Consider the following 12,779-nt stretch of genomic DNA (forward strand, 5'->3'; position numbering starts at 1 on the left):
CATGCCCCACTGAGTTGTCCCCCGAGTTGCCCCCATCATGGGGAGTCTAGGGATGTCGAACATCGGGAGGAACTATTTCAGGCGGAGGCCTCTGACCGAAAGTCGGGCCTTGTGAAGACTGCGTACGAGCCACTATGACTGCCCCGTTGACGGGGCAGATACCGCCCCGGAAAGTAGTAAGGGCTCTCAGCGAGTGCGGATCGCGTGCATACCGCGCATGCCACTCATGTCAGTGATGCCTGGAATGACGGGTATGCGCTCGACACCTGTCCTCCCGGCGCCCACTGCCGTCCGTGCCATGCCCGTCGTGCGCCTCACGGGTTCCCCGGCGCGTCCTCCGTACGAGGAGGGCGACGCGCTGCGAGCTCGGGGGGTCCCATGGAGACCGGCGGACACAAGGACGTACGGCGGGGTGTGCCCTGGGTTGACGTCCTGCTCTCCGCGCTCGCCGCGGTCAGCTGGGCGCTGATCGGCATGGCGGGCACGGCGGCGCTCGGCCTGCATCTGCTCGGGGCGGACTCCGCGGGGTCGCTCGGACCGATGACGGCCGCGGCGATCGCACTCGGCGTGGGCGGTTCCGTCACGCCGTCCGGTGACGTGTCGGCCTTCGGCCTCAAGGGCGCGGAGGCGACCACGGCCATCGAGGTCACCCCTCTGGGTGTCGGCCTCGTGGGCGCCGTACTGCTCTCCTACTTCTTCTTGCGTTCCCTGCGCGGCGCGGGAGTTGTGATCTCGCCCGCCGAACTCGTGGCCCGCGCGGGCGCGGTGATCGTGCTATTCCTCGGCATGCTCGGCGGTCTCGCCTGGGCGGGACACGATGTCATCACGATCGACGGCAAACAGCTCGGTATCGACAAGGGAATGGACAAAGGCCTCGACAAAGGTCTGGACAATCTTCCCGACGGTATCGCCGACCGGATTCCCGACGGCCTCAAGGACATCGGCGGCATCGGGGACATCGGCGGACTCCTGCCCGACCGGCTCGGCGACCTCGTCGAGGCGGAGGCCGCGGTGGGCTTCACGGTCGACACCGGGGCCACCCTGCTCGGCGGCGGGATCTGGGTCGTCGCCGTGCTGCTCATCGCCCTCCTCGCCTCCCGCCGCACTCCCCTGCCGCCCGGCCTCGGCGCCCTCCACCGGCTGCTCCGGCCCGCCGCGTCGGCGCTGGTCACCGTGATCCTGATGGCTGTGGTCGCGGGGCTCACGGCGGCGGCGTACGCGATGATCGGCGACGACAACCCGAAGCGGGTCGCCGGCGGTGCGCTGCTCGGCACGCCGAACGGTGTGTTCCTCGGCCTGCCCGTGGGGCTCTTCGTCCCCTACGACGGCGAGGTGAAGGGGCCCCTGGCGCGCTTCCTGCCGGACCCGGTGGACGACCTGCTGCGCAGCGACAGCAGCAAGTCCCTGACCGTGGGACGGCTCGCCGAGCTGGACAACCGGGTGTGGCTGCTCGCGGTCGCGGCGATCGTGATGATGCTGTTCGCCGGGGTCCTCACCGCCGTCCGCACCCCCCTGGGGCCGGACGCCACCACGGCACGGGACGTCGGCGCCGTCGGCTTCGCCGCCCGCTGCGCCCTGTGGCTCGGGCTCGTCACGGCGGTCGCGCTGCCCCTGATGGCCTGGCTGTCGGGGGTGTCCGCCGACGCCTCGGTGTCGGTGCTCGGCTTCGACGGCTTCGGCGCTGGGCTCGAACTGCACGGCAAGCTCGGCATGGCGCTGCTCCTGGGTGCCGTGTGGGGTGTGGCCGCCGGGGCCGCCGGTGCACTCCTCGCCCGGGCCACCGGGGCGGCCGGGGGCCGTGCGGCGCCGCTGGCGCTCACGGGCGGCGAGGCGGAGGAGGGTGTGCCCGGGGCCGGGCAGCAGCAGCTGGTGCCCGGGGCACACGCGGCGGGGCCCTATCGGGCGAGCACGCCTTATCGGCCGCCTCGGGCGGAGACCAACCCGTATTTGCGGGTGCCGGAGGAGTTGCGGGATCGGGAGCCGGAGGCGGGGTCGGGGGCGGGGTCCCGGTCGGGGCAGAGGTGGGACCCGGGGTCGGGTGCTGGTGCTGGTGCTGGTGCTGGTGATGGCGGTGCCCCCGCCGGGGGTGGGGTGCCTCCGTCTGCGGGCCGAGGGGCGCCGTCGGCGGGTGGACGTTCGCCGCGGGCCGGTGGGCCTCCGCCCCGGGGTGGCGGGGTGCCTCCGCCGGTGAGCGGGGCGCCCACGGTCGCGGGTCCTGTGGTGCCGCCGGCGGGTGGGGGGTCCGGGCGGGGGCGCCGGGGCGAGGAGGAGTGGCCGCCTCCCCCGCCTCCGCCGCCACCTCCGCCTCCGCCGCCGTCGGGTAGGGGGCCGAGGAAGCGTTAGGGCCGCTGGGCTGTGGGGTGGGGGTGGGGTGTCTGGGGTGGGGGTGTTGTGGGGTGTTGCGGGGCGAGGGCCAACGTGACCTGGGGCCGCCGCAGGGCCCGTGCCGCCCCGAGGCGCCCCGACGCGGGAGCAGTCGTGTGCTGCTGCCGGGCCGGGCTGTGCACGGCGCCCTGGGCCGCCGTCAGGACAAGGCGCCCTGGGACACCGCGCCCCAGGACCAGGCCCCCACCGCCCACAGGTGAACACACGACAGCCCGCCCGGGACCCCCAGGCAAAGGGACCGCCAGCGTCCGGGGTAGCGCCGTCCGAGGGCCGGACAGCCCCGCCACCAGGCCGACCCGGCCAGATACCGTGGGGATCACCATGAGTGCCTCGACGCCCCCGCCGACCTCCGGCGAGCCCACCGCAGCAGGTCCCGGCGCCTCCGCCGACCTCCCCACCCTTCTGGTCAAGATCTTCGGCAAGGACCGCCCAGGCATCACCGCCGGACTCTTCGACACCCTCGCCGCGTACTCCGTCGATGTCGTCGACATCGAGCAGGTCGTGACCCGTGGCCGGATAGTGCTGTGCGCCCTGGTCACCGCACCGCCGCCCGGCATGGAGGGCGACCTGCGGGCCACCGTCCACAGCTGGGCGGAGTCCGTGAAGCTCCAGGCCGAGATCATCTCGGGCCACGGCGACAACCGCCCGCGCGGCCTCGGCCGCTCCCTGGTGACGGTGCTCGGCCACCCCCTCACCGCGGAGTCGACGGCCGCGATCGCCGCCTGCATCACGGGCACGGGCGGCAACATCGACCGTGTCTTCCGCCTCGCCAAGTACCCGGTGACGGCGGTGGAGTTCGCCGTCTCCGGCACGGAGACCGAGCCGCTGCGCACCGCCCTCGCGACGGAGGCGCACGCCCTCGGCGTGGACATCGCGGTCGTGGCGGCGGGCCTGCACCGCCGTGCCCAGCGCCTGGTCGTGATGGACGTCGACTCGACCCTCATCCAGGACGAGGTGATCGAGCTCTTCGCCGCGCACGCGGGCTGCGAGGAGGAGGTCGCCGCCGTGACCACCGCGGCCATGCGCGGCGAGCTGGACTTCGAGGAGTCGCTGCACGCCCGCGTCGCGCTGCTCAAGGACCTGGACGTGTCCGCCGTGGACAAGGTGAGGACCGAGGTCCGGCTGACCCCCGGCGCCCGTACGCTCATCCGCACCCTCAAGCGCCTCGGCTATCAAGTCGGCGTCGTCTCGGGCGGCTTCACCCAGGTCACCGATGACCTGAAGGAACGTCTCGGCCTGGACTTCGCGCACGCCAACACCCTGGAGATCGTCGACGGCAGGCTCACCGGCAGGGTGACCGGCGAGATCGTCGACCGCGCGGGCAAGGCCCGGCTCCTTCGCCGCTTCGCCGCCGAGGCGGGCGTGCCGCTGGAGCAGACCGTGGCGATCGGCGACGGCGCCAACGACCTGGACATGCTCAACGCCGCCGGCCTGGGCGTCGCCTTCAACGCCAAGCCGATGGTCCGCGAGGCCGCCCACACCGCGGTGAACGTCCCCTTCCTCGACACCGTCCTGTATCTCCTCGGCATCACCCGCGAAGAGGTCGAGGCCGCGGACATGCACTTGGACCAGGACTAAGACCAGACCAGACCGGACCGGACCGACGGTCGCGCCTCCCGCACGCCACACCGGAGCCGACGGGCCCGGCGTCCTTCGACGCCGGGCCCTTCTCGTGGGTCGGATCAGGTGGGAGTGGGGTGCCGCTACTCCGACGGCGCCCAGTAGTCCACCAGGGTCGCCGTCCCCGGCTCCAGGCTCTTCCACGACCCGGTGTACGTCAGGACGGCGAACGCCGACGTCGGGAAGCCGCGGCGGTTCATCCGCACCTGGGCGTCGCCCTCGGCCTCGCCGCTGAGGACGTCGGCGAGGCCGTGGACGCCGGGGTTGTGGCCGATCAGGATCAGGTCCCGGACGTCGTCCGGGGTTTCGTTGAGCACGGCGATCAGCTCGCCGGGGGACGCCTCGTAGACCCGGTCCTCGTAGACCGTCCGGGGGCGCTGGGTGAGCTCCGGGACGGCGAGCTTCCAGGTCTCACGGGTCCTGGCGGCGGTCGAGCAGAGGGCGAGGTCGAAGGCGATGCCGCTCTCGGCCAGTCTGCGACCGGCCACGGGGGCGTCCCTGCGGCCGCGCTCGGCGAGCGGGCGCTCGTGGTCGGACACTTGGGGCCAGTCGGCCTTCGCATGCCGGAAGAGGACAATCCTGCGGGGATCTGCGACGCTCATGCGTCCCAGCTTCGCATGAAACACGCCAACGGGCGCAGGGAGTTGACGGGCTCCGTCAGCACGGGTGACAGGGCTTTCGGGGGGTGACCCACGAGGTCAGGGGCGGTGCGGAGGTGTCACGCCGCGATGCGCAGCATGTCCCGCAGGCGCTCCAGGATATCCGTGACCGCGGGCTCGCTGCTCGCCGCGTGGGCGTCCGCCGGGTTCAGTATCAGCAGGAGCAGGGCCGCGAAGGCGATCGCGGGGAGGGCGATGGACCACCAGGGCAGCTGGATCTCGATGCCGGCCGGCTTCGCCTGGTCCGCCGGGTCGCGTCGAGTGTGCGAACGGGCCGACATGCCGCCTCCATGGTCTTCGAGTGCTCCGTGCCGCGTCTTCGCGGCCACATCTCGAAGGTACGGAGTCCGGCGCCCTCAACCCATCCGGTGATCCACCCAGTTAACCCTGACACTGGCCCCCTAGGGGATGGTGGTGCTAGCCCCACCATCCGGCGACGCAGGGGCCCCGCGTCGCCTGCTGAAGGATCGTCAGGGAGAGGCCACCGTCGCGACGATTCCGATGATCACGGTGATGGCCAGCATCGCGCCGAGCACGAGGAGCAGCTTCTTCTGGCCGTTCTGGGGGTTCGGGTCGAGCACTGGCATGGGGCAAGTCTCGCACCCCTCGGGCGGTCCCTGCTCCCCGGGGGTCCCTGGGCCCGAGGTCCCCGAAGTCCCCCGGGGTCCCCGGGGTCAGGCCGTCGCCCCCGCAGCCGCCGCCCGCTGCGCCACCTCGTCCTCGATGGTGCGGTCGCGGCCCGCGAGGACGCCGACGGCGATCTGCGGCACCATCAGGCCCGCCATGAGCGCGATCGGCAGGCCCCAGCCGCCGCTGTGCTGGTAGAGGACGCCGACGAGCAGCGGTCCCGGGATCGAGATCAGATAGCCGGTGCTCTGGGCGAAGGCGGACAGCTTGGCCACACCCGCACTGCTCTTGGCGCGCATGCCGACCATCGTGAGGGCCAGCGGGAAGGCGCAGTTGGAGATGCCGCACAGCAGCGCCCAGGCCCAGGCGCCGCCCGCCGGGGCGAAGTACAGGCCCGCGTACCCGGCGAGCCCGCAGGTGCCGAGGGCGACCACCACGGGACCCTGGTGGGTGAGGCGCGTCGCCACGCGCGGGATGACGAAGGCGAGGGGCACGCCCATGGCCATCGTGACGGCGAGCAGCACACCGGCCTCACCGGCGGGCACGCCCGCGTCCCGGAAGATCTGCGGCAGCCAGCCCATCGTGATGTACGCGGCGGTGGCCTGGAGGCCGAAGAAGCAGGCCAGCGCCCAGGCGGTGCGGCTGTGGGTGATGCGCAGGCCCTCGTCCTGCTGCCGGACGGCCGCGGGCACCCGCTCGGAACCGGCGGCGTTCCCGCGGTCGCGCACCAGCGGGATCCACGGCACGACGGCCACGACGGCCACCGCCGCCCAGATGGCGAGGCCCGCGCGCCAGCTGCCGCCGAGCGCGTCGGTCACCGGCACGGTGACCGCGGCGGCAGCTGAGGTGCCGAGCGCGAGGGCCATGGAGTACAGGCCGGTCATCGAGCCGACGCGGTCCGGGAACCAGCGCTTGACGATCACCGGCATCAGGACGTTGCTGACGGCGATGCCCATCAGCGCGAGCGCGCTCGCGGCCAGGAAGCCGACGGTGCCGCCCAGGAAGGGACGTATCAGCAGGCCCGTGGCGATGGCCACCATGCCGCCGCACACCACCGCGCCCGCGCCGAAGCGCCGGGCGAAGCGGGGCGCGAGGCTGCCGAAGGCCGCGAAGCACAGCGGCGGCACGGAGGTGAGGAGTCCTGCGAGCGTGCCGCTCATGCCGAGCCCGTCGCGCACCTCTTCGAGGAGGGCGCCGAGGCTGGTGATGGCGGGCCGCAGGTTGAGGGCCGCGAGGACGATGCCGACGATCACGAGACGCGTCGTCCACGCGCGCGTGGGCTGCTGTTTCACGGCCGCCGCCGCGGCTCGCGCGGGTCCGGCCCCGCCGGTCGCGTCGGTGCCGCCGGTGCCGCTCGTGCGTCCAGTGAGTACCTTCGGTGCCGTCGTCGCCGTACCAGTCGCCGTACCCGCCGCAGGACTCGTCGTCTTCGCTTCCTCACTCGCCATGAGAGCCATCATAGAATCATGGGATGATTGGTTGTCCAATCCGTTCACGATGCAAGCACCACCGGGCACCCGCCCGCCTCCTGCCCGCCCCTCCGTCCGACCGCTCGCCCGAAGGAACGCCATGCCCCTGACCACGCCGCGCCGCTCGGCGCTCTCCGAGCAGGTCATCTCCGAGCTGCGCAACCAGATCTCGTCCGGCGAGTGGCCGGTGGGCTCCCGCATCCCCACCGAACCCGAGCTGGTCGAGCAGCTCGGCGTGGCCAGGAACACGGTGCGCGAGGCGGTCCGCGCCCTCGCCCACAACGGCCTGCTCGACATCCGCCAGGGCTCGGGCACCTATGTGGTCGCGACCAGCGAGCTCGCGGGCGTGATGCAGCGCAGGTTCGCCGACGCCCACCCGCGGCACATCGCGGAGCTGCGCGCCACGCTGGAGTCGAGCGCCGCGAAGCTGGCCGCCGAGCGGCGCACCGAGCGGGATCTGCGGCAGCTGGACACGCTGCTCGCGCGCCGCGAGGAGGCCTGGGCCTCGGGCGACGCCGAGGCGTTCGTGACGGCCGACTCGACGCTGCACCTCGCGGTGGTGGCCGCGTCGCACAACGACGTCATGACGGCCATGTACGCGGACCTGGGCGAGGTGCTGCGGGACTGGCTGCGCGAGGACATCGGCCGGGAGCTGAGCCCGGAGACCTACATGGACCACGGGCGCCTGGTCGAGGCGATCCGGGCGGGGGACGCCGAGGCCGCGGCGGCGGAGGCGGCCAGCTATCCCTACCTGTGCCGCCCGGAGCGCCTCGCGGCCGACGCCTGACGTCCGACCGCCCCGCCGCCCGGCCTCACCGCTGGTGGCTGACCCACACCGAGCGGATCTCCTTCCAGCACCGCCCGGTGAGCCGCACCGTCCCGGCCGGTCCCGCGGCCACCGGAGCGCTGTCGCTGTCGACGTCCCACCACCGGTCGCACTCGATGTGCAGCCGGACCCGGTCGGTCTCGGGGTAGGGGTTGTGGCAGTACGCGACGGCCGTCGACCCCTGCACGCTGCTGCGGCACTCCGCGCCGAACGGCCGGTCCTCGCGGGCCGGTCGAGCGGCCCCGCCCCGGTCACCGCCGTCGGCCGCGCGGGTCACCGCTCCCCCGGCCGTGTGGGACGCGGCGTCATAGGGGAGGGCGACGAGCAGGGCGAGGGCGGCGAGCACCGCACCAGGTGACCAGCGCACACTTCAGGGTGCGCGGTCCGGGCCCGGGCGCGCCCGGTCAGGCGGCCGAACGGGCGACGCCCCGCCCCCGCGCGCTGCGGGAGACGGGGCGTCGGCCACGTACGAATGGCACGTACGGATACGTACGAGGACCTGCTCAGGCACCCATCATGTGGACGCCGCCGTCGACGTGCACGACCTCGCCCGTCGTCTTCGGGAAGAAGTCCGACAGGAGGCCGACGACGCCGCGGCCCGCGGGCTCCGGGTCGGTGAGGTCCCAGCCGATGGGGGCGCGGTGGTTCCACACGTCCGCGAGCTCCTCGAAGCCCGGGATGGACTTGGCGGCCATGGACTTGATCGGTCCGGCCGAGACCATGTTGACGCGGACGTTGCGGCCGCCGAGGTCACGCGCCAGGTAGCGCCCGGTGGACTCCAGAGCGGCCTTGGCGACGCCCATCCAGTCGTACTTCGGCCAGGCGATGGAGCCGTCGAAGGTGATGCCGACGACCGAGCCGCCGCCGCGCTTCTCCATCAGCGGGAGCAGCGCCATGGTGAGCGACTTCAGGGAGTACGCCGAGACCTGGAGGGCCGTCGAGACGTCCGCCCAGTCCGCCTCGAGGAAGTTGAAGGCGCCCTGCGGGCCGAAGGCGATCGAGTGGACGACGCCGTCGATGCCCTCGTCGTCGCCGAAGTACTCGTTGACCTTGGCGGCCAGCGAGTCCAGGTGCTCCTGGTCGGTCACGTCCATCTCGATGACCGTGGTGGGCTTGGGCAGCCGCTTGGCGATGCGCTCCACGAGCGTGACCCGGCCGAAGCCGGTGAGGACGACCTCGGCGCCCTGCTCCTGGGCGACCTTCGCCGCGTGGAAGGCGATGGAGCCCTCCGTGAGGACGCCCGTGACGAGGATGCGCTTGCCGTCGAGAATTCCGCTCATGGTGATCAGTGACCCATGCCCAATCCGCCGTCAACCGGGATGACGGCTCCAGTGATGTACGAGGCGTCGTCCGACGCGAGGAACTTCACCGTCGCGGCGATCTCCTCGGGCTTGGCGTAACGGCCGAGCGGCACCTGCGACACGATGTTCGCGCGCTGCTCGTCCGTCAGCACCTGGGTCATGTCGGTGTCGACAAAACCGGGCGCGACGACGTTGAAGGTGAGGTTGCGCGAGCCCAGCTCCCGGGCGAGCGAACGCGCGAAGCCGACCAGGCCCGCCTTGGAGGCGGCGTAGTTGGCCTGCCCGGGACCGCCGTAGAGGCCGACCACCGAGGAGATGAGGACGACGCGGCCCTTCCTGGCGCGCAGCATGCCGCGGTTGGCCCGCTTCACGACGCGGAAGGTGCCGGTGAGGTTGGTGTCGAGGACGGACGTGAAGTCCTCCTCGGACATGCGCATCAGGAGCTGGTCCTTGGTGATGCCCGCGTTGGCCACCAGGACCTCGACGGCTCCGTGCTTCTCCTCGATCTCCTTGTAGGCCTGCTCCACCATCTCGGTGTCGGTGATGTCGCACTTGACGGCGAGGACGCCGGCCGCGGTGAGGTCCTTGGGCGGCTCACCCGAGCGGTAGGTGATCGCGACCTTGTCGCCCGCGTCGGCGAACGCGCGGGCGATGGCGAGGCCGATGCCCCGGTTTCCTCCAGTGACGAGAACCGAGCGGCTCAACGGATCACCCTTTCCTTGGCTGTGTGGTCTTTCGAAAACCTATCGGTACCGTGCGCGATACGGAGAATCGGCGACCGACAGTGGCGCGGAAGAGTCGCTGTTGGATCCCTACAGAAAAGTGTGGCCACCGTCCGGTTCGCACGCCATGATCGGACGTGGCCGGTGCCGGGAGGCGGCCGTGACCGTGCCGGGGCGAGCAGGCCCACCACAGGCGACAGCAGGGAGACATTCCGTGCCTCATTCCATCGATGAAGCCTTCACGGCGTTGCCGTTGCGGGCGCTCGCCGACGCCGCGCTCGCCCGCGCGCGGGCGCTTGGCGCCCAGCACGCAGACTTCCGGCTCGAGCGGGTGCGCAGCGCGTCCTGGCGGCTGCGGGACGCCAAGCCGGCCGGGTCGTCCGACACCACGGACCTGGGATACGCGGTGCGGGTGGTGCACGACGGGGCGTGGGGGTTCGCCTCGGGCGTCGATCTGACGATGGACGCGGCGGCCCGGGTCGCCTCGCAGGCCGTCGCGATGGCGAAGCTGTCGGCGCAGGTGATCAAGGCGGCGGGGTCGGACGAGCGCGTGGAGCTGGCCGCCGAGCCGGTGCACGCGGACCGGACCTGGGTGTCCGCGTACGAGATCGACCCCTTCTCCGTGCCGGACGCGGAGAAGACGGGGCTGCTCGCACAGTGGAGCGCGCGGCTGCTCGGCGCCGCCGGCGTCGCGCACGTGGACGCCTCGCTGCTCACCGTGCACGAGAACAAGTTCTACGCGGACACGGCGGGCACGGTGACGACCCAGCAGCGGGTGCGGCTGCATCCGCAGCTGACCGCTGTCGCCGTCGACGAGTCCAGCGGCGAGTTCGACTCGATGCGCACCATCGCCCCGCCGGTCGGCCGCGGCTGGGAGTACCTCACCGGGAACACCTGGGACTGGGCGGGCGAGCTCGACCGCATCCCGGAGCAGTTGGCGGAGAAGATGCGGGCGCCGAGCGTCGAGGCGGGCCGCTACGACCTCGTCGTCGACCCCTCGAACCTGTGGCTGACGATCCACGAGTCCATCGGCCACGCCACGGAGCTGGACCGCGCCCTCGGCTACGAGGCGGCGTACGCGGGCACCTCCTTCGCGACCTTCGACCAGCTCGGCAAGCTGGCGTACGGCTCGTCGCTGATGAACGTGACGGGTGACCGCACGGCCGAGCACGGGCTCGCGACCATCGGCTACGACGACGAGGGCGTGGCCGCGCAGTCGTGGGACCTGGTCAAGGACGGCACCCTCGTCGGCTACCAGCTGGACCGGCGGATCGCGAGGCTCACCGGCTTCGAGCGGTCCAACGGCTGCGCGTACGCCGACTCCCCCGGGCACGTCCCGGTGCAGCGCATGGCGAACGTCTCGCTCCAGCCGGATCCCGGCGGGCTCTCCACGGAGGACCTGATCAGCGGCGTCGACCGGGGCATCTACGTGGTCGGCGACCGGTCCTGGTCCATCGACATGCAGCGCTACAACTTCCAGTTCACCGGACAGCGCTTCTACAGGATCGAGAACGGGCGGCTCACCGGGCAGCTGCGCGATGTCGCCTACCAGGCGACGACCACCGACTTCTGGGGCTCGATGACGGCGATCGGCGGCCCGCAGACGTACGTCCTCGGCGGCGCCTTCAACTGCGGCAAGGCCCAGCCGGGCCAGGTCGCGGCCGTGTCGCACGGCTGCCCCTCCGCCCTCTTCTCGGGCGTCAACATCCTCAACACGACGCAGGAGGCCGGGCGATGAGCCGTACCACCAAGCCGCACGAGATCGTCGAGCGTGCCCTGGAGCTGTCCACCGCCGACGGCTGCGTGGTGATCGCCGACGAGGAGTCGACCGCGAACCTGCGCTGGGCCGGCAACGCGCTCACCACGAACGGCGTCACCCGCGGCCGCACCCTCACCGTCATCGCCACGGTCGACGGCAAGGAGGGCACCGCCTCCGGCGTGGTCTCGCGGTCCGCGGTGACCGCCGCCGACCTGGAGCCGCTGGTGCGGGCCGCCGAGGCCGCGGCCCGCACGGGCGGGCCCGCGGAGGACGCGCAGCCGCTGGTGGCCGACGCCCCGGCCTCGCCGGACTTCACGGACGCGCCCGCCGAGACGTCGTCGGCGGTCTTCGTGGACTTCGCGCCCGCGCTCGGCGAGGCCTTCGCCCGCGCCCGGGCGGGCGGCCGCGAGCTGTACGGCTTCGCCAACCACGAGCTGACCTCCACCTACCTCGGCACGTCGACGGGGCTGCGGCTGCGCCACGACCAGCCGAGCGGCACCCTGGAGCTGAACGCGAAGTCCCCGGACCGCACCCGCTCGGCGTGGGCGGGCCGGGCCACCCGGGACTTCAAGGACGTCGACCCCGGCGCCCTGGACGAGGAGCTGGCGCGCCGCCTGACCTGGGCGGAGCGGCGGGTGGAGCTGCCCGCCGGGCGGTACGAGACGCTGCTCCCGCCGACCGCCGTCGCGGACCTGCTGGTCTACCAGCTGTGGTCGTCGGCGGGCCGGGACGCGGCGGAGGGCCGCACGGTGTTCTCCAAGCCGGGCGGCGGCACCCGGGTCGGCGAGCGGATCTCGGAGCTGCCGCTGACGCTGCGCAGCGACCCGAACGAGCCGGGCCTGGAGTCGGCGCCCTTCGTGCTCGCGCACGCCTCCGGCGACGACGCGTCGGTGTTCGACAACGGACTGCCGCTGCGGCCCACCGAGTGGCTGCGCGGGGGCGAGCTGGCGCAGCTCACGACGACCCGGCACAGCGCGGCGCTGACGGGCCTGCCGGTGGCCCCGGTGATCGACAACCTGATCCTCGACGGCGGCTCGGACCGCTCCCTCGACGACATGGTCGCGGCCACCGAGCGCGGCCTGCTCCTGACCTGCCTGTGGTACATCCGCGAGGTGGACCCGGCGACGCTGCTGCTCACCGGCCTGACCAGGGACGGCGTGTACCTGGTGGAGAACGGCGAGGTGGTGGGCGAGGTGAACAACTTCCGGTTCAACGAGTCGCCGGTGGACCTGCTGTCGCGGGCCGGTGAGGCGGGCCGTACGGAGAAGACGCTGCCGCGCGAGTGGGGCGACTGGTTCACCCGGGCCGCGATGCCCGCGCTGCGGGTCCCCGATTTCAATATGAGCTCTGTCAGCCAGGGCGTATAACCTCGGAGACCGCACCCGCGGTACGCCGGGGTGCACGCATCCTC

At 72.5% G+C, this 12,779-nt stretch carries 12 protein-coding genes; 5 read left to right on the plus strand and 7 right to left on the minus strand.

The window, feature by feature from the left end:
* Window positions 1-378: 378 nt before the first annotated feature.
* Together OO63_RS24170 and serB are read left to right on the plus strand one after the other, a co-directional pair.
* Window positions 379-2,343, plus strand: a complete 1,965-nt coding sequence (locus tag OO63_RS24170; RefSeq protein ID WP_030361380.1) for a streptophobe family protein — start codon at window positions 379-381, stop codon at window positions 2,341-2,343.
* A 363-nt stretch (window positions 2,344-2,706) separates the two neighbouring features.
* Window positions 2,707-3,963 (plus strand): phosphoserine phosphatase SerB, encoded by a 1,257-nt coding sequence (gene serB / locus OO63_RS24175; protein WP_030361379.1) that lies wholly within the window; start codon window positions 2,707-2,709, stop codon window positions 3,961-3,963.
* 125 nt (window positions 3,964-4,088) lie between these two features.
* Here the strand turns inward: serB and OO63_RS24180 are convergent, their stop codons facing one another.
* The 4 genes from OO63_RS24180 to OO63_RS24190 all read right to left on the minus strand — a co-directional run bounded on the left by OO63_RS24180 (window position 4,089) and on the right by OO63_RS24190 (window position 6,751).
* Entirely contained in the window at window positions 4,089-4,607 is a 519-nt protein-coding gene (locus OO63_RS24180; RefSeq protein WP_030361378.1) for a SixA phosphatase family protein, read from the minus strand.
* A gap of 116 nt (window positions 4,608-4,723) precedes the next feature.
* Window positions 4,724-4,945 carry a hypothetical protein gene (locus tag OO63_RS24185; protein ID WP_030361377.1) on the minus strand — a complete coding sequence of 74 codons (222 nt, stop codon included), beginning with the start codon at window positions 4,943-4,945 and terminating at the stop codon, window positions 4,724-4,726.
* Between the two features lie 189 nt (window positions 4,946-5,134).
* On the minus strand, window positions 5,135-5,251 hold the full coding sequence (locus OO63_RS47410; protein WP_087883525.1) for an SGM_5486 family transporter-associated protein: 117 nt from the start codon (window positions 5,249-5,251) through the stop codon (window positions 5,135-5,137).
* Window positions 5,252-5,338: 87 nt separating this feature from the next.
* Complete coding sequence (locus tag OO63_RS24190) at window positions 5,339-6,751, minus strand: CynX/NimT family MFS transporter (protein WP_397622236.1); 1,413 nt, start codon at window positions 6,749-6,751, stop codon at window positions 5,339-5,341.
* Between the two features lie 109 nt (window positions 6,752-6,860).
* Between OO63_RS24190 and OO63_RS24195 the strand changes: the two genes are divergently transcribed.
* Window positions 6,861-7,547, plus strand: a complete 687-nt coding sequence (locus OO63_RS24195) for a FadR/GntR family transcriptional regulator (protein WP_030361375.1) — start codon at window positions 6,861-6,863, stop codon at window positions 7,545-7,547.
* Window positions 7,548-7,572: 25 nt separating this feature from the next.
* Here the strand turns inward: OO63_RS24195 and OO63_RS24200 are convergent, their stop codons facing one another.
* From OO63_RS24200 to fabG, 3 genes are all read right to left on the minus strand, one after another.
* Window positions 7,573-7,953: a hypothetical protein gene (locus OO63_RS24200; protein ID WP_030361374.1), complete on the minus strand. Its 381-nt coding sequence runs from the start codon at window positions 7,951-7,953 to the stop codon at window positions 7,573-7,575.
* Window positions 7,954-8,089: 136 nt separating this feature from the next.
* Window positions 8,090-8,866, minus strand: a complete 777-nt coding sequence (gene fabI, locus OO63_RS24205) for an enoyl-ACP reductase FabI (RefSeq protein WP_030361373.1) — start codon at window positions 8,864-8,866, stop codon at window positions 8,090-8,092.
* A 5-nt stretch (window positions 8,867-8,871) separates the two neighbouring features.
* A complete protein-coding gene (gene fabG, locus OO63_RS24210; protein WP_030361372.1) occupies window positions 8,872-9,591 on the minus strand; it encodes a 3-oxoacyl-[acyl-carrier-protein] reductase in 720 nt (239 codons plus the stop codon).
* A gap of 232 nt (window positions 9,592-9,823) precedes the next feature.
* Here fabG and OO63_RS24215 point away from each other — a divergent pair, with 232 nt between their 5' ends.
* Window positions 9,824-11,347: a TldD/PmbA family protein gene (locus tag OO63_RS24215; RefSeq protein WP_030361371.1), complete on the plus strand. Its 1,524-nt coding sequence runs from the start codon at window positions 9,824-9,826 to the stop codon at window positions 11,345-11,347.
* Complete coding sequence (locus OO63_RS24220) at window positions 11,344-12,735, plus strand: TldD/PmbA family protein (RefSeq protein WP_030361370.1); 1,392 nt, start codon at window positions 11,344-11,346, stop codon at window positions 12,733-12,735. Before OO63_RS24215 ends, OO63_RS24220 begins: the two co-directional genes overlap by 4 nt.
* Window positions 12,736-12,779: the final 44 nt, after the last annotated feature.

It is taken from the genome of Streptomyces alboflavus, assembly GCF_000716675.1.
GTDB lineage: Bacteria > Actinomycetota > Actinomycetes > Streptomycetales > Streptomycetaceae > Streptomyces > Streptomyces alboflavus.

What these genes read in the sequence shown, in the direction of transcription:
- OO63_RS24170 (WP_030361380.1), top strand. Translation starts at nt 379, where the DNA reads ATGGAGACCGGCGGACACAAGGACGTACGGCGGGGTGTGCCCTGGGTT.
- serB (WP_030361379.1), top strand. Translation starts at nt 2,707, where the DNA reads ATGAGTGCCTCGACGCCCCCGCCGACCTCCGGCGAGCCCACCGCAGCA.
- OO63_RS24180 (WP_030361378.1), bottom strand. Translation starts at nt 4,607, where the DNA reads ATGAGCGTCGCAGATCCCCGCAGGATTGTCCTCTTCCGGCATGCGAAG.
- OO63_RS24185 (WP_030361377.1), bottom strand. Translation starts at nt 4,945, where the DNA reads ATGTCGGCCCGTTCGCACACTCGACGCGACCCGGCGGACCAGGCGAAG.
- OO63_RS47410 (WP_087883525.1), bottom strand. Translation starts at nt 5,251, where the DNA reads ATGCCAGTGCTCGACCCGAACCCCCAGAACGGCCAGAAGAAGCTGCTC.
- OO63_RS24190 (WP_397622236.1), bottom strand. Translation starts at nt 6,751, where the DNA reads ATGATGGCTCTCATGGCGAGTGAGGAAGCGAAGACGACGAGTCCTGCG.
- OO63_RS24195 (WP_030361375.1), top strand. Translation starts at nt 6,861, where the DNA reads ATGCCCCTGACCACGCCGCGCCGCTCGGCGCTCTCCGAGCAGGTCATC.
- fabI (WP_030361373.1), bottom strand. Translation starts at nt 8,866, where the DNA reads ATGAGCGGAATTCTCGACGGCAAGCGCATCCTCGTCACGGGCGTCCTC.
- OO63_RS24220 (WP_030361370.1), top strand. Translation starts at nt 11,344, where the DNA reads ATGAGCCGTACCACCAAGCCGCACGAGATCGTCGAGCGTGCCCTGGAG.